This is a genomic window from Chryseobacterium sp. II3a (assembly GCF_057815135.1).
This window is the reverse complement of the sequence record NZ_JBYPZJ010000003.1, coordinates 88027-105282: the sequence shown is the minus strand read 5'-3', so window position 1 is coordinate 105282 and position 17256 is coordinate 88027. Positions and strand designations below refer to the sequence as shown.

16 protein-coding genes are annotated in these 17256 nt (G+C 35.9%); 10 read left to right on the top strand and 6 right to left on the bottom strand.

What is annotated here, in order from left to right; translation table 11 throughout:
• Window positions 1-78 precede the first annotated feature (78 nt).
• The 7 genes from AC3HD6_RS08990 (at window position 79) to AC3HD6_RS08960 (ending at window position 7193) form a co-directional block, all read left to right on the top strand.
• Window positions 79-1293 (top strand): ATP-grasp domain-containing protein, encoded by a 1215-nt coding sequence (locus tag AC3HD6_RS08990; RefSeq protein ID WP_488896032.1) that lies wholly within the window; start codon window positions 79-81, stop codon window positions 1291-1293.
• A 30-nt stretch (window positions 1294-1323) separates the two neighbouring features.
• Window positions 1324-2037 (top strand): alpha/beta hydrolase-fold protein, encoded by a 714-nt coding sequence (locus tag AC3HD6_RS08985; RefSeq protein WP_488896031.1) that lies wholly within the window; start codon window positions 1324-1326, stop codon window positions 2035-2037.
• 183 nt (window positions 2038-2220) lie between these two features.
• Complete coding sequence (locus AC3HD6_RS08980; RefSeq protein WP_488896030.1) at window positions 2221-3174, top strand: ATP-grasp domain-containing protein; 954 nt, start codon at window positions 2221-2223, stop codon at window positions 3172-3174.
• 30 nt (window positions 3175-3204) lie between these two features.
• Window positions 3205-4326: a carboxylate-amine ligase gene (locus AC3HD6_RS08975; protein WP_068943553.1), complete on the top strand. Its 1122-nt coding sequence runs from the start codon at window positions 3205-3207 to the stop codon at window positions 4324-4326.
• Between the two features lie 33 nt (window positions 4327-4359).
• Entirely contained in the window at window positions 4360-5193 is an 834-nt protein-coding gene (locus AC3HD6_RS08970) for a type 1 glutamine amidotransferase (protein ID WP_488896029.1), read from the top strand.
• Window positions 5194-5385: 192 nt separating this feature from the next.
• Window positions 5386-6570, top strand: coding sequence for a hypothetical protein (locus AC3HD6_RS08965; protein WP_488896028.1), 1185 nt, complete (start codon window positions 5386-5388; stop codon window positions 6568-6570).
• 131 nt (window positions 6571-6701) lie between these two features.
• Window positions 6702-7193, top strand: coding sequence for a MepB family protein (locus AC3HD6_RS08960; protein ID WP_488896027.1), 492 nt, complete (start codon window positions 6702-6704; stop codon window positions 7191-7193).
• 144 nt (window positions 7194-7337) lie between these two features.
• Here AC3HD6_RS08960 and cphA read toward each other — a convergent pair whose 3' ends face one another.
• On the bottom strand, window positions 7338-9968 hold the full coding sequence (gene cphA / locus AC3HD6_RS08955) for a cyanophycin synthetase (protein WP_488896026.1): 2631 nt from the start codon (window positions 9966-9968) through the stop codon (window positions 7338-7340).
• Window positions 9969-10165: 197 nt separating this feature from the next.
• On the opposite strand from cphA, the gene AC3HD6_RS08950 reads away from it, so the two are divergent.
• The 3 genes from AC3HD6_RS08950 (at window position 10166) to AC3HD6_RS08940 (ending at window position 12478) form a co-directional block, all read left to right on the top strand.
• Window positions 10166-11056: a cyanophycinase gene (locus tag AC3HD6_RS08950; protein WP_068943558.1), complete on the top strand. Its 891-nt coding sequence runs from the start codon at window positions 10166-10168 to the stop codon at window positions 11054-11056.
• 241 nt (window positions 11057-11297) lie between these two features.
• Window positions 11298-12140 (top strand): isoaspartyl peptidase/L-asparaginase, encoded by an 843-nt coding sequence (locus AC3HD6_RS08945; protein WP_488896025.1) that lies wholly within the window; start codon window positions 11298-11300, stop codon window positions 12138-12140.
• 101 nt (window positions 12141-12241) lie between these two features.
• Window positions 12242-12478, top strand: coding sequence for a YtxH domain-containing protein (locus AC3HD6_RS08940; protein WP_068943561.1), 237 nt, complete (start codon window positions 12242-12244; stop codon window positions 12476-12478).
• Between the two features lie 93 nt (window positions 12479-12571).
• Here the strand turns inward: AC3HD6_RS08940 and AC3HD6_RS08935 are convergent, their stop codons facing one another.
• From AC3HD6_RS08935 to hisS, 5 genes are all read right to left on the bottom strand, one after another.
• The gene (locus tag AC3HD6_RS08935; RefSeq protein ID WP_488896024.1) at window positions 12572-13099 is read right to left on the bottom strand and encodes a PH domain-containing protein; all 528 of its coding nucleotides are present in this window, start codon (window positions 13097-13099) and stop codon (window positions 12572-12574) included.
• A 51-nt stretch (window positions 13100-13150) separates the two neighbouring features.
• Complete coding sequence (locus tag AC3HD6_RS08930; protein ID WP_488896023.1) at window positions 13151-13792, bottom strand: GNAT family N-acetyltransferase; 642 nt, start codon at window positions 13790-13792, stop codon at window positions 13151-13153.
• Window positions 13793-13811: 19 nt separating this feature from the next.
• Window positions 13812-14672, bottom strand: a complete 861-nt coding sequence (locus AC3HD6_RS08925; protein ID WP_488896022.1) for a PH domain-containing protein — start codon at window positions 14670-14672, stop codon at window positions 13812-13814.
• Between the two features lie 10 nt (window positions 14673-14682).
• Window positions 14683-15558, bottom strand: coding sequence for a PH domain-containing protein (locus AC3HD6_RS08920; protein ID WP_488896021.1), 876 nt, complete (start codon window positions 15556-15558; stop codon window positions 14683-14685).
• 206 nt (window positions 15559-15764) lie between these two features.
• Window positions 15765-17135: a histidine--tRNA ligase gene (gene hisS / locus AC3HD6_RS08915; protein ID WP_488896020.1), complete on the bottom strand. Its 1371-nt coding sequence runs from the start codon at window positions 17133-17135 to the stop codon at window positions 15765-15767.
• Window positions 17136-17256: the final 121 nt, after the last annotated feature.

Below are 17256 nucleotides of genomic sequence, written 5' to 3'. Positions count from 1 at the left end.
TTTTTATTTTTGATATTAATCAAATAATAAAGAATTGCTTTTATTTTTGAAAATTCACTAAAACCTAAAAAACATTATATGGAGGAGAAAATTATAGTATGTATTTCGTGCTATTACAAGGGCTATGACTTCATGGATGAAATGAAGAGGCTCGGTAATAAAATCATCTTAGTAACATCAGAGAATCTTAAAGAAAAAAACTGGCCCTGGCATGCCATTGATGAGGTATTTTATATGCCTGAAATCAAGCCGTCTGTATGGAACCTGGAACATCTGATCCAAGGATTTTCACATCTGATGAAAACCAGAAAAGTAGATGCTGTAGTAGCTCTTGATGACTTCGACGTGGAAAAGGCTGCCCTGATTCGGGAAACCTTTCGTATTCCAGGAATGGGACAGACTACCCACCGCTATTTCAGAGATAAATTAGCAATGCGTCAAAAAGCAAAAGATTCAGGCATTAATGTCCCGGAATTTACAGCTGTTTTCAATGATGATACAGTCAATGAATTTGTCGATAAAGTTCCAGCTCCCTGGGTACTAAAGCCCCGCTCAGAAGCTTCGGCATCGGGGATCAAAAAGATCACAACCAAAGAGCAGCTTCATGAGGCATTAGAAGTACTTGGTGAAGAACGTCATCTTTTCCTGCTGGAAAGCTTTAAACCAGGAGATGTATATCATGTGGACAGCCTTACATTCGATAAAAATATCGTATTTACTTCTGCTTCAAAATATCTTGCTCCACCCATGCAGGTCTCTCATGAAGGCGGTGTTTTCAGATCCAAAACTTTAGGAAGATATTCTGATGAATTCAAAGCATTGGAAGAGATCAATTCCAGAGTTCTTTCTAACTTCGGATTGCTTAACGGGGCTACTCATACAGAGTTCATCCGGGGAAAAGAGGATGGAAAGTGGTATTTTCTGGAAACATCTTCAAGAGTAGGCGGCGCTCACATTCCGGACCTGGTGGAAGCATCAAGCAGCATCAATATCTGGAGAGAATGGGCTAAAATCGAAGATGCTCTTTTAAGAAATAATGACTATAGCGTATCCCCTCCTACAGGATATTATGCAGGACTTATTGTGGCCCTTATTAAGGATAAAGAACCAGAATATAGCAAATTTGAATGTGAAGAGGTCGTAAAGTTCCTTCCCATAGATTATCATGTAGGAATTGTTTATAAATCCAGTGATGCATCTGTAATAGAAGAAAGGTTGGACAGTGCCGCAGAAATGATCAATGCAGAGATGCTTAACATTCTTCCACCTAAGACCAGTAAGTTAAGGAGTTAATTATACATAACCATTAAAGTAAGAAATTACATGCCTCATATAGAACATACAGATTATTATTCCAATATATTGGGAACAAGTCTTAAAGTAGAAGTGACCGGACATTACGGCCATCCTATCATTATGTTTCCCACCTCCCAAGGACAATATACGCAGAACCATGATTTTCATCTTAACGGAAGCATCAATTGGTTTGTAGAACAGGGAAAAGTAAAGCTTTATAATATTCAGACTATCGACGCCTGGAGTTTTTATGATGAAAAAATATCTCCGCAGCAAAGAATCAAAAACTATGAGCGCTATGTGCAGTTTTTGATTCTGGAATTTGTCCCATACATCCAAAAACTTCATAAAACTCATCGTGTAGCAGTGGCTGGAGCCAGTTTCGGAGGGTATCATGCAGCCAACTTTGCTTTCAGGTTTCCAGATGTAGTTTCTCATTTATTTTGTCTCTCGGGAGCCTTCAGTATAAGAAATTTCATGAATGGTTACTCAGATGACCTTGTATATTTCAACTGCCCAAGGGAATTTGTAAGAAATGATGATGCCTGGAAATACCAACATATGCATATTGTCTTGAGCACTTCCGATCAGGATATCTGTAAAGACAAAAATATTGAAATGGCTGAAATTTTAAGAATAAAAGGAATCGATTTTTGGTATGATGAAAGAAAATGGATTGGCCACGACTGGCCATTGTGGAGAATGGTTTTTCCAACTTTTATCGGAGCTTATTTTTCATAAAAGCATTCCAATAAAACAGTTTATAAAATAGCATAATATAACTTACTTAAGTGTTTTAAATAAAGATTTTTAAATTAAAAAGAGAATCAATGTTTAAGCGCTTAAGTTTTAAAAATATGAAGAATCGCAGATTCTTTAAGAAAGTAATATAGAATATACACCCTCATTTAAAAAACAAAAATTATGACAAAAAAAGTAGGAATTCTATTCGGTATGGAAGATACATTTCCTTGGGCATTTATAGACAAAGTCAATGAACTGGGCGGAGGAGATATTATAGCTGAACCTGTTACCATTGATAAGCTTGAACAAGGTGCCGATTATGAATATGCAGTAATCATCGACAGAATTTCGCAGGATGTTCCCTTTTACAGAGCGTATCTTAAAAACGCAGCACTTAATGGCACTTATGTAATCAATAACCCGTTTTGGTGGAGTGCTGATGAAAAGTTTTTCAACAATGCTCTGATGAGTAAGCTTGGGATTCCGTTACCGAAAACAGTATTGCTTCCGTCCCATGAAAGACCAAACGACACTTCGGAAACTTCGTTCAGGAACCTTAAATTTCCACATGATTGGGAATATATCTTCAATTATGTAGGATTTCCTGCTTATATGAAACCTCATGATGGCGGAGGCTGGAAAAATGTATACCGAGTAGAAAATCCGGATGATCTATGGAGCAAACTTGGAGAGACAGGACAATTGGTAATGATGGTTCAGGAAGAAATTATCTTTGACGATTATTACAGAGTATATTGTTTGGGAAGAAAATATGTTCACATCATGCCTTACGAGCCTAGAAACCCACATCATCTGAGATATGCAACAACTCACCAGACAGAAGGTAAAGAGCTTGAAAAATTATTGAAAACCATTCATGATTACACGATCAAAATGAATGAAGCACTAGGATATGATTTCAATACTGTAGAATTTGCGGTTAGAGACGGAATTCCTTATGCGATTGATTTCTGTAACCCGGCTCCGGATGCAGACAGAAATTCTGTAGGCGAAGAAAATTTTGCATGGATCATAGAACATGCAGCTAAACTGGCTATTGAAAAGGCCAAGGAATACGTTCCTGGGAAACCCAATATCACTTGGGGAACCTTCGTGAAAGATTCCATAAAATAATATTGAAAAACAATAAAAAAACACAAGACAATGCATCATCAGTTTACTATTGGAATCGAAGAAGAATATCAGATCATTGATGTGGAAAGTCGGGATCTGATTTCTCACGTTTCAAAAATCATTGAAGGCGGAAAAGCAGTATTGAGTGAAAATCTAAAGCACGAAATGCACGAGTCCATGATTGAAATGGAAACCGGAATCTGCCAGAATATCCAGGAAGCCAGAGCAGAATTAACCAATTTAAGAAGACATCTCATCAATACAGCTCATGAACAGGGGCTGCGTGTTTCCGGAGGCGGAACACACCCTTTTTCTCACTGGTCAGACAATAGTATCACCCAGGGAGAAAGATACATCAAAATTGTTGATGATATGGGAGATGTTGCCCGTGAGAACCTTATTTTCGGACTTCACGTACATATTGGAATTCCTAACCGTGAAGAAGGGGTAAGAATTCAGAATGTAATGCGTTATTTTCTGCCTCACGTCTATGCCCTTTCTACCAATTCTCCTTTCTGGATTGGAAGATATACAGGTTTTAAATCTTACAGACAGGAAATTTTCGTTAAATTTCCCAGAACCGGTATTCCCAGCTACTTCAATTCATTGGCAGAATTTGACAGCTATGTTGACCTTCTGGTAAAAACAGGAACCATCGACAATGCCAAGAAAATATGGTGGGATTTAAGGGTTCATCCTTTCTATCCTACTATTGAATTCAGGATCTGCGATATGCCATTAAGAATTGATGAAACCGTATGTCTTGCAGCCATTATGCAGAGTTTAGTGGCCAAAATTTATAAACTCCATCAGCAAAACCTTAGCTTTAGAAGCTACAGAAGACTGCTATTGAATGAAAATAAATGGCGTGCTTCCAAAAGCGGTATTGAGGCTCATCTGATCGATTTCGGAAAAGAAGAATCTGTTCCTTACCCTCTTTTACTAAAAGAACTTTTAGAGTTTATTGATGATGTGGTAGATGATTTAGGATGTAGGAATGAGGTTGAATATGCCTGGAAAATTCTTGAAAACGGAACAGGTGCTGATCGGCAGCTTCAGATCTTCAAAGAAACAGGCGATCTTACCAAGGTGGTGGATTATATGATTTCAGAAACTGAGTATGGCATAACACATGGCGAAGCTGCTTCATAATATTTTTGGTAACTTTACAAAAAATATGATGTAATGAAAGATATTCGAATTGCTCTGCTGGACATGAACAACAACCATGTCAATCAAGGCTTTAGAAACATTAAAGAAATTTCTGAAACATTTCAGCAAAACTCTGAAGAAAATGTAATCATCAAAACATTTGATGTGAGATTTAAAGATGAAATGCCGGAGATCGGAGATTTTGATATTTTCATTTCTTCGGGCGGGCCAGGTACTCCACACCGTGAAGGTTTAGAGTGGGAAAACAGGTTTGCTCATTTTTTAGATTCCGTTTTTGAACATAATAAATACAACGAAGATAAAAAGTATCTTTTCCTTATTTGTCATTCTTTTCAATGGGCAAGCATTCACTGGAAATTAGGAAATATCTGTAAAAGAAAATCCTATTCTTTTGGAGTAATGCCTATTCATAAAACAAAGGAAGGCAGAGAAGAGTTTTTATTTAAGAATCTTCAGGATCCTTTCTATGCCGTAGATTCCAGAGCATATCAGTTCATTGAGCCGGATCATGACCGCTTTGAAGAACTTGGAATGACGGTTATGGCTATTGAAAAGTTTCGTCCACACATCAACCTGGAAAGAGCTGTAATGGCGGTCCGTTTTTCTAATGAAATATTTGGAACCCAATTTCATCCGGAAGCAAGTCCCGAAGCTTTAATAGAAAATCTTAAAGACAATAAAAACAGAGAAGCGATGATTGAAAACTTCGGAATGGAAAAATATCTTGAAACCATGGATAGAATAGACGATGAAGATAAAATCATCCTGACTAGACACCAGATTCTTCCGAGATTTCTTCAGTTCGCAAAAAAAAACATTTTGAAGGAAGCTGAGTCTTTGGCTTAAAAAGTTGGGAAGTTGGAAGAAGGAGGCGGGAAGTTACTGACAGTGATTAAACTTCTGGTAAATTTTTGATTTTAATTAACTGTAAGTAGCGTTAATTTAAAGCCCAGTCTTCAAGTACTTCCCTCTTCCAGCTTCACAACCATAATAATCGAGCAAAAACGCTCGATTTTTTACCATCACAAAAGAAAAAATATGATCCCAAAATACAGAAAACAGTTCAATCAGGAGTTTTCAGATGAAAAATATAAAAAGCTGAAAGAAATTTTACGCCAAAAAGGCCAGGTAGAACCAGGTTTCAGAATTTCAGAAAGTCCGATTTTCCTTACCAAAGAATTTGAGGGTAAATTATTGGATGCCAGCGAGAGTATTATCAGCCAAATCAAAGCGCTACCAGCGGAAACTCTTCAAAAAGCCATTCCTGAAAACTGCAGGGTTCCCAATGATACAAACCAACCCCACTTTTTTACTATCGATTTTGGGGTCTGTAAAGGTGAAAACGGAGACATTGAGCCACAGCTGATCGAGCTTCAGGCTTTCCCTTCATTGTATGCCTTTCAAAAGATTTATGAAGATACGTTTTGTGAAGTTTATCCTTTCCTTTCAGAGATCCGCAACCCCATGCCTCAGGAGAATTTTAGACAGTATTTAAAAGATCTCATTATAGGTGATGAAAATCCGGAGAATGTCATTCTTCTTGAAATTTTTCCTGAAAAACAGAAAACAGCTATAGATTTTGCTTTAACCGAAAAGGTATTGGGAATTAAAACGGTATGCCTTACAAAGGTAAAGAAGGAAGGTAAAAAACTTTATTATGAAAATGATGGTAAGCTTGTTGAAATCAAAAGAATCTACAATCGTGTTATATTTGATGAACTGGACAGAATTCCTAATCTTAAAATTGAGTTTGATTTCCGCGAGGATGTGGATGTAAAATGGATTACTCATCCGAACTGGTTCTTTAAAATCTCTAAGTTTCTTTTACCATTATTAAAACATCAATTCGTCCCTAAAAGTTATTTTTTACATGAATTTCCTGAAAATGAAAAACTTGAGAATTTTGTATTAAAACCATTATTTTCATTTGCAGGAAGCGGAGTTAATCTTAATCCAACCCAAGAAATTACTGATGCTATTGAAGATAAAGAAAATTATATTTTACAAAGAAAGGTAACTTATGAACCTCTCTTTGAAGATATTAATGGGGAGTTTTCAAAAGCGGAGATCCGTCTATTATACATCTGGAAAGAAAATGATGAACGTCCTATTCTATTAGAAAACCTGGGAAGAATGACAAAAGCAGCTATGGTCAATGTGGACTTCAATAAAAAAGATGCCATTTGGATTGGAAGTTCTAATGCTTTTTTTGGGGAAGGATAAATGTGTGGAAGTTTTAACCACTCCTCCAGCGAAGGGGAATATAGCTACATACATTGAATAGTTAGTTATCCTGACAAACTACTATGTATTTGGTAGCCAACTTTAAACTTTAAACCTTAAACATTGAACTCTTGAATTTAGAAACCATTGAAGAACAGCTGTTTCATCCGCTCGGGTTAAGCTGTTCAAATATTGAAGAAGATTTAGAATGCAGGGAATATTCAGGTTTTAATTTTACTTTAAATACGTTGAAAATAAAGTTCCGGATCTCCAAAATAACGCCTACGAAAACAGGACAGTTTGTGACAATCTGGAAAAGGAATGAACAGAGAGTAACCTCTCCTTTCGATATTACAGATGATTTTGATTTTTATCTCATAGCTTCTTTTAAAGATCATCTTTCAGGAATATTTATTTTTCCTAAACATATTTTATTAGAAAAAGGAATTCTATCTGATGAACAAAAGATAGGAAAACGAGGGATAAGAGTTTATCCGGCCTGGGACAAAGCAGAAAGTAAGCAAGCTCAAAAAACACAGGATTGGCAAACTAAATACTTCCTGCTATTTTCCGAAGATCATAATGCAGTACTTCAACATGCAAAAATATTGCTGAAGATATAAATTAAAAAATTAATTCCCGCTGATTGTGTGGATTAATAAGCTATAAAAGCACCTGCAAAATCTGCGAGAAAATAAAACCATTTCAGGGTTAACAAAAACGGCTGTACTACAAAGCACAGCCATTTTTTATGTTAAATCTCTTTTCTACAAATTCTTATCGTCTTCCAGCAGTTCTCTTGCCTGATATTCCTGAACAAGATCAATAGCGTTGGAAATGACATCGCTTAAAGCCGTAATAAAAGTTCCGTCTTCAGCCATTCCCATTGCATGCTTCAATGCTTCAATTTCTTTAGGAATAATCTCGTAGCTGACATCTTTTCCTGAAGACTGCATTCCTTCAATAATCAATCCGTTGATTTCCTCTTCCGTTCTTCCACGAAGATGTTTTTCATTTCGGATGATGATATGATCAAACATTCTTCCTGCAATCTTTCCGCATTCTCTGATGTCATTATCTCTTCTGTCTCCAACACCGGAAATAATTCCTATTTTCTTTGTTGCCTCGACATTTTTCAGATAATCTTCTATTGCTTCATATCCGGATGGATTGTGGGCAAAATCGATCAGCACTTTAAAGCTCTTAAATTTAAAAACATTCAATCTTCCTGGAGTAAGCTGTGCACTTGGAATAAAGGTTCTTAACGAATTGGAAATATCTTCAATCCCAAATCCATGAAGATAACTTGCCAAACTAGCCGCTAATACATTTTCTATCATGAATCTGGCTTTTCCATCCATTGTAATCGGGAAATCTTTTGCTTTACCGATTCTGATCTTCCAGTCTCCTTTCTTAATGGTTACAAAACCTTCTTCATAAACACAGGTAATTCTTCCTTCTTTGGCAAATTTTACAATATGAGGATTATTCTCATCCATACTGAAAATCGCGACGTTACAATCAAGATTGCTAATGATTTTCATGGAGTATTCATTGTCTGCATTCAGTACGCTCCAGCCGGTTTTCTTTACACTATCTAATACAACCCGCTTCACTTTGGTAAGATCTTTCAGGCTGTGAATATCGTTCATTCCCAAATGATCTTCTTCAATATTAGTCAGAACCCCGATGTCACATTGTGAAAACCCTAACCCTGAACGAAGAATACCGCCTCTTGCCGTTTCAAGAACTGCAAATTCTACAGTAGGATCTTTTAAAATAAATTCTGCTGACAATGGTCCTGTAGTATCCCCTTTTGAAAGCATTGTATTTTGAATATAAATTCCGTCTGAAGTAGTAAATCCTACTCTGAATCCGTTGCTTTTTACAATATGGGAAATTAATCTGGTTGTAGTGGTTTTTCCGTTGGTACCCGTCACTGCAATAATTGGAATAGTAAAAGGCTTCCCTTGTGGATACAGCATATCTACAACGGGAGCGGCAACGTTTCTTGGTAACCCTTCGCTTGGAGCAAGATGCATTCTAAACCCTGGAGCAGCATTCACTTCTATGATAGCCCCGCCACTTTCTTTTAAAGGCTGGGTAAGATTTTCTGCCATAATATCAATACCACAGACATCCAAACCAATGATTTTAGAAATTCTCTCTGCCATTGTGATATTTTCCGGATGCACCATATCGGTAACATCTATTGATGTACCTCCTGTAGAAAGATTGGCTGTTGACTTCAAGTAAACCACTTCCCCTTTTTGTGGAATGGTTTCTAATGTATACTGAAGTTTCTCAAGCAATTCCATAGTATCTTTATCCACTTCAATTTCGGTAAGAACATTCTCATGGCCATACCCTCTTCGCGGGTCTTTATTTTCTTTATCAATAAGCTGCTGAATACTTAACTCACCGTCTCCAACAATATGGGCAGGAACTCTCCTTGCTGCGGCCACCATTTTATTATCGATGACCAGGACTCTGAAATCGTAACCTGTAATGTATTTTTCAACGATTACTTTTCGGGAGTATTTCTGAGCATGTTCCAATCCTATTTTAGCAGCCTCCCAATCATTGACGTTGATGGAAGAACCCTTGCCATGATTTCCATCCAAAGGTTTTAAAACAATAGGATAGTCTATTTTTTTAATGACATTATTCAAATCTTCTTCATCTACTACCAGATCTCCTATTGGTACCGGAATAGCTGCATCGTGAAGCATTCTTTTGGTTAATTCTTTATTGCAGGCAATATCTACTGCAATAGAACTTGTTTTCCCTGTAATGGTAGCCTGGAAACGCTGTTGATTAACTCCATATCCAAGCTGTACCAAAGAGTTTGTTCCTAATCGAATCCATGGTATTTTTCTGGAAACAGCTTCTTCTACAATACTTCCTGTAGATGGTCCGAGGCGGACGCGTTCTCTGATCTCTTTTAGCTTCTGAATGCAGGCATTCAGATTGTATTCTTTCCCTTCAATTAAAGCTTCTGCAATCTTTACCGCTTCTTCGGCTGCATAAATCCCTACATTTTCTTCCAGATAGTTAAATACTACATTATACACCCCCGGAGTCTTTGTTTCGCGGGTTCTTCCGAAGCCAACATCCATTCCCGCCAGGGTTTGTATTTCCAAGGCGATATGCTCAATGACATGCCCCATCCAGGTTCCTGTTTCTACTCTATGGAAAAAACCACCTTCCACTCCTTCTGAACACCTGTGGGTAATCAGTGATGGGATTAATTTTTCAATTCTTTCCCTGAATCCATCTATTTTATTGGTAGGATAATTCTCCATTTCCTCAAGGTCTAACCTCATCTGTATCAGCTTCTTTCTTCTAATACTCCAGATATTAGGACCGCGTAGTGCCTGAATCTTTTCGATTTTCATAGTCTATTGGCATTTTAACAGTTAATAATAACTTATTTTATAATCAAATATAGTATAAAACCCTAAACGAAACTATACCACACTTGAAGATTTATCAAAAAAGAATTAATTTTCATTCATATTTCTAAAACATTAAAAATCAACTAAAAATGGCACGAATTTCGCCAAACATGTTAATTATTTTTTAATTTTGTACCATGAGTAAACCTGTAGGAAAATTAATTGTTATCGGAGGTGCCGTAAATAAAGGAAGCTTTGCAGAAACCGATTACGATCAGAATATTGAAAAGAACCTTAACTTTTTTGAGCGTGGAATTTTGCGAAAGATCATCAACGAATCAAAAAATAAGGAAAATTCTGTAATTGAAGTGGTAACAACAGCTTCTCAAATTCCTCAGATCGTAGGTGCTGAATATAAAAAGGCATTTGAATTCCTAGGTGCTAAAAATGTAAATATTCTGGATATTCATAATCGTGAAGAGGCAAATTCTGACGCCATGGTAGCAAGAGCAAATGCTGCAGACGTCATGATGTTTACAGGCGGAGATCAGTTGAGACTTACTTCTATTCTTGGCGGAACAAGATTTCACGATACCATCCTATTAAAATACCAGGAACAGGATTTTATATATTCGGGGACTTCTGCAGGAGCAGCAGCTGCCTCTGAAAACATGATTTATCAGGGAAGCAGTTCTGAAGCTCTGTTAAAGGGAGAAATTAAAACAACACAAGGTTTAGGCTTAATTGATAATGTGATCATTGATACCCATTTTGTACAACGAGGCAGAATCGGACGTCTTTTTCAGGCGGTAGTCAATAATCCAAGAACTTTGGGCATCGGACTTGGAGAAGATACCGGGCTTTTCATTCATAATGATGTGATGACTGCTGTAGGTTCAGGACTTGTGATTCTGGTAGACGGAAGGTTTATTAAGGACACCAATCTGACCAATATCAATCTTGGAGAACCTATTTCTATTGATAATTTAACGGTTCATGTGATGTCTATGAATGATCATTATGATCTTACGACTAAGACTTTAACGATTGAGAACTCACAATTTAATCCTATTCCGCAGGATAAATAAACATATACAATTAAAAAAACGGGACTTCGGTTCCGTTTTTTTTTAATCCTAACCTAAATCAGAAGATGATAAAAATAAGTTTTTGGCTAAAGCCTGCGCCTATTAATGCTAATATCTGATAAACAATTGTTGTTTAGCAACAAGATCTTTTATCTTTTATCTTTTATCTTTTATCTTTTATCTTTTATTTATAAATTACCTTTGTAAAAATATTCATCAAGTCTCATTTATACTCAGTTATATGAAAATCATCATCCACGGAGGTTTTTTCTCGGAAAGTGACCAAAGCCATGAAGTAAAAACAGCGAAACAGAACTCTTTAAAAGAAATTGCCAAAAAAGCATTTCAATACCTTCAGACTCATTCTGCATTTGATTCGGTAGCGTATGCCGTTTCTTTACTGGAAGATGATCCTTTATACAACGCGGGAATAGGTTCGCAGATTCAAAGTGATGGGGTCATTCGTATGAGTGCAGCGATTATGAATGGTGAAACCCAGAAATTAAGTGGTGTGATCAATATTCAGGATGTAAAAAATCCCATTTTTGTTGCCAAGGACCTGATTGTAGAAGATGACAGGGTTTTAGGCGGGCAAGGTGCAAAAAGATATGCTGCAGAACATGGGTTTGAAAACTTCTCAACAGAAATTTCTCAAAGAAGAAAAGAATATGAAGCTAAACTCAATAACGGAGGGAAAGGAACGGTAGGCTGTGTGGCTATTGATAAGAATGGAAAACTAGCAGTTGCTACTTCTACAGGCGGAAAAGGATTCGAGATCCCTGGAAGAATTTCAGATTCTGCCACTGTGGCAGGAAATTATGCCAATGCATTCTGTGCAGTAAGTTGTACGGGTGTGGGAGAAGATATTGTAAGCAATGCTACTGCAGCAAAAATTGTAACTCGTGTTACAGATGGAATGAGCCTTGAAACAGCTTTCAGTAAAACTTTTGACGAGCTTAAAGCAATTGAAGGCTTTGCAGGAGCTATTGCCATTGATAAAGACGGAAATATCTATCACCAAGACTCTTACCCTACTATGGTTTTTGCTAGTTTTGATGGAGAAAATTTTGATATCTTCTCTTAATTTTAACATTTTTTTATAATCCTGCTTAATTTTTTGGCACGTATTTTACATATGTATTAATAACAAATTTTAATATTAATATCATTTAAAAAATAGAAATCATGGGAAACAAAACAAAAGGTTTATTAGCTTTACTAGGACTAGGTGCTTTAGCGTATTGGAAATATAAAAATTCAAGTCCTGAAGATCAACAAGCCGTAAAAGATAAACTTAATACAGCAAAAGATAATCTTAACAAGTGGGGAAATGACCTTAAAACTAAAGCCAATGATGTTGCTTCCCAGGTTCAGAATAAAGTAGACGAGGTGAAAACAAAAGCCGAAGATTCTTTAAACTAAAAAATAGACAGTAGTTTTTTTAACATTCATATATAGAAAAAGTCATCGTAGTAGTTTGCGATGACTTTTTGTTTTTTTAGAAATACTTTAAATTTATAGCTTATTTAAAAGGCTTTTCTTTTGTTCATTGAATTCTTCTTCACTCAAAATTCCGCTTTCTTTTAATCTTCCCAATTGTTCCAATTGATCTAAAGCGCTAGGCTCCGGCTTATGGAAATTTTCTTTAGGACGGGACATGAAGTCTCTTACTTTTTCGCAAAAAAGCTTTGCATCATATTTTCCTACGCCATCAATTTCAACCAGATCATCTGAAACCTGAATATCTATAGAAGCCAACATTACTGCAGTCTCATATTGTATAGAGCTTATTTTAGTATAAGAGTAATCTTCTACCGTTAACCCGTACATAAATTCCTTATCTACAAAGATCAGTCTTCTGTCTGTGGCAACTAAAATAATATGATGTTGTGTTATTTTATTTCTGCCTTCAACAAGGTAAACGATTCTCTCTTCTGTTGAAAGAATATCAGGCAGTGCACGAATCTCTTTTCTGGCAAAAATAGTAGGGTTGATGTCCAGTTTTTTGAGTTCTTCTTTTATTGCATCAAGTCTTGATTCCATAGTATTAGTTGATAAGTCTAAATTATTATTCCTTTTAATTCAATAAAAATATTAATCTTTAGATGAAATGACAATAGAGGAATGCAAAGCATACACTTTCCAGCCTAAATTTTCATATAATAGCTTCCCTTCTTCTGTTGCTACCAAAAGATTATTAGAAAACCCTTTCGATAGGGCTATTTTTTCAAGCTCTTTCAATAAAAAAGAGGCCAGGCCTTTCCTTTGATGATTTACTTCGGTAATAATCCTGTCATAAACAGCAACATCATCTATCAAAGAAACACGTCCTATAGAGGCCTGTTCCCTATTTTCGGCTACAATTCTGACCACAAATGTTGTATTGTATTCTGAAAATTCCAAATGATATCCGTCTGCCAAACTGATTTCGGGAAAAATCATCGGATGAAAACAGGTCATCAAATATCCTTGTGTCTGAAGTTCCCATTTTTCAGGAACGTTCTTTATAAACTGATCAGGAGAAGTACTTACTTTCAAGTAGACCCAGGGCTCATCAATAGACTGGGCAAGCTGAAAAAAATCTTCAGTAAGATCAGGAAACACATACCGTTCTTTTTGTTTTTCATCTCCTACGAATACATGAAATCCAGACTTATATTGAACAGGAAAGGGTACTTCTCTTGATAAGCACCATCCTTTCAGCCAGCTTTTTACAATTTCTGTTTTATCTTTCATGATCAGGTTTTAGAAGTTTTTATTTTAATTGTCCTAACAATTTTCTTTTTTGCTCTGTAAATTCAGCATCGGTAAGAATACCATTTTCTCTTAATTTTCCAAGCTTTTCTAACTGTTCAAGAATTTCAAGGGATAGTGTTGTATTTACAGCTGTGCCTGTATTATTATTTACAGGATTTACTTCCTGTTGAGGCTGGTTTACCGGATTGTTATAAATGGGGCTTATAATATCATAGAACTTTTCTGCATCTTCTTTATCCATAAAACATTCAAATTCTACCACTCTTTCATTAAGGTGAAGTTTAATAATGGGAGATCTCGGATTAGGTACAAAACTTACAGACCTAATCGTTTCATTAAGATAATCATTAATTATAGCTGCTCCAAACATTGCTTTTGAAACAGAAATCATTCTTTTGGAGGTAGCCACCAGTATCCCGGCAGCTAAAGTATTGACAAACTGAGCATCTGTAATACCCAAAATTTTCTCATCTTCGGAAATCAGATAAGGAAGCTCTTTGATCTCACCTTTAGTAAATACAGAAAGGTTGGCATTCAGCTTTTCAAGCTCTGTTTTTATTTTCTGTTTTCTCCTCTTGTATACGTCTTTAGAAATATTTTGTGGTTCTTCATCTATTGTCATAGGAAGATGATCTTGCATTACAGCAGGTGCATCCTGTTCTGTATTTTTATTTTGAATAATTCGGTGAATATCATCAATACTGAACTGATTCAGATTATACAATACTTCCTGATTGATGTAACTTATTTTATCTAAACATTTATTGCATAACACCCCGCCATCTGAAAGATTATTCTCTCCCAGAAGCTTATCCATAGATGTTAGTTCCGTATTGCACAACGAACAATTATTACTCATTTTTTACTTTTTATAATTTATCCAACAGTTTTTTCTTCTGCTCTGCAAATTCTTCTTCATTTAGAACCCCCATCTGTCTTAGTTTCCCTAGCTTTTCCAATTGCTCAAAAATATCTTCCGAAGATCCTTTCGAGACATTTGTAGTATTGGATGAACTTTGGGGTACCGGATTTTGAACATTCTGGAAAAATGATTGTGACTGCTGTACAGGCTGCTGATAGGATGTTTTTCCTGGTTCTCTGAGCTCCCCGTTTACAGTATCACAAAATGACCTTCCATCACTTTTATTATGCAGTTTAAACTCAACAGTACCTCCTTTTGTATTAACTCTTAAAACCGAATATAAAAGATTTTCAACCTGCTCCAGAGAGGTAATGTCTTTATGGGTATATTCATTTTTCACGACTCCACCTAGAAATTTTTTGTCCATGAAGATCACTCTCCATTGGGTTGAAAAAATAATTCCTTCTCTGTTATTATGAAGATTGATACATTCTGCAATCGCAATCAATCGTTCATTCGGATCTAAAACTTTATCCAATTCATTTACTTCTTCATTGGCTAAAACGCTCAACCGGGCTTTTAGAGCTACAATCTGGTCTTTTATTTCATCTAATCTGGTGGGAGCATCATATTCATAGCTACCCGCTCCTGAGGATAGAGAACTTCCCGGGCTTTGGCTTGCATCAATTTTACTTTTAAGGAACATTCCTGTGATTTCAGCAAAATAAAACTGGTCTAGATTATTGATAAGATCTCTATTGATCGTAATTGCCTTGTTAAAACATCCGGCACACAAATAACCGCCATCTGCAAGTTTATTTTTCCCAACAAGCATATCCATAGATGTCAACGGAGTTCCGCACAATGCACAAATTATATTCATTTGGTTTTTATGTTTAAAAGTTTTATAAAAAATAGAAAATTGATCTACTTTGTTTAATTAATTGACCCAAATTACAAATTCTAAACTGATTCTGGCGGGCAAAGTATTCAAAACTTATGATTAATTAAACAAATCAACCACAAAATGACTTTTGTGGTTGATATTATATTTGAGATTCTATAGTATTGAATCACTCATTTTCTTATTTAAGATCCTAAAAACTCATCTAAAGAAACCGTTTTCTGTTCTCCAGCTGCAAGATCTTTAAAGGTTACTGTGCCATTTTTTAGCTCTTCTTCCCCTAAGAAAACAAGGTTTTTAATTCCTTTTTTCTCAGCATAAGTAAACTGTTTATTGATTTTTGCGCTTTCAGGATATAGTTCTGCTGAAATCCCTTTTGATCTTAATTGCATGATTAATTTTAGAGCTTCTGTAGTTTCTTCACCTCCAAAATTGGCAAACAGATATTCTATTTTAGAAGAAGCTTCTTCAGGGAAAAGGTTTAGTTCTTCCATTACCAGATAAATTCTGTCTAATCCAAATGAAATACCTATTCCAGGGATATTTTTAACGCCAAATACTTCTGTAAGGTTATCATATCTACCACCACCACCGATAGAGCCCATTGCTACTTCATCTGCTTTCACTTCGAAAATAGCTCCGGTATAATAATCAAGGCCTCTTGCTAATGTAATGTTGAATACAAGATTCTGCATATCAACACCAAGGTTCAGAGATTGTGTAAGAACAAATTCTAATTCCTCTACTCCTTTCAATCCAATTTCGTTCCCTACGAATTTTTCTTTTAACTGAAGAAGGTTTTCCAACGCATCGTCAGATTGACTGAACAAAAAGTCTAATTTATCAATAGATTCCTGAGAGATTTCTCTTTCTAATAATTCTTTAACCACTCCATTTTTTCCGATTTTATCCAGCTTATCTAAAGCCACTGTAAAATCGATCAGTTTATCAGTAATTCCTGCATATTCAGCTAATCCGGAAAGAATCTTTCTGTTGTTCATGTGAATTGTCACAGGTACTTTCAGATCAGCAAACGATTTCAAATATAACTGAACTAAATCTACCTCTTGTAATAAGCTTTCACTTCCTACTACATCTGCGTCACACTGGTAAAATTCTCTGTATCTTCCCTTTTGAGGTCTGTCTGCTCTCCATACCGGCTGAATCTGGAAACGCTTGAATGGAAACGTTAATTTTCCATGATTCATTGCTACAAATCTTGCAAAAGGTACAGTAAGATCATAACGAAGAGCTTTATCGGTTAAACTTTCTGAGCTGAAAGGTTTCTCCAATGCTCTCTGAAAGTCATGAAGCATCTGATCTTTTTTATCATCTTTTGCTTCATTAATGCTTGAATTAAGAATTTTAAAAATCAATCGATCTCCCTCTTCTCCGTACTTTCCTGTTAAGGTAGAAAGATTTTCAAAGCTTGGTGTTTCCAAAGGTTGAAATCCGAATAATTCGAAATTATTCTGTAGAATATTAATAATATATTTTCTTCTGGAAACTTCCTGTGCTGTAAAATCTCTTGTTCCTTTTGCTAAACTTGGCTTCATTTATTGTATGTCATTTTGATAAGGACAAAAGTACGGAATTGCAAGGACTTTACACAGCATAAAAAAGCTGAAGAAGCAATCTTCTCCAGCTTTCAGAGTTAATAGGATCAATTATTCGAAA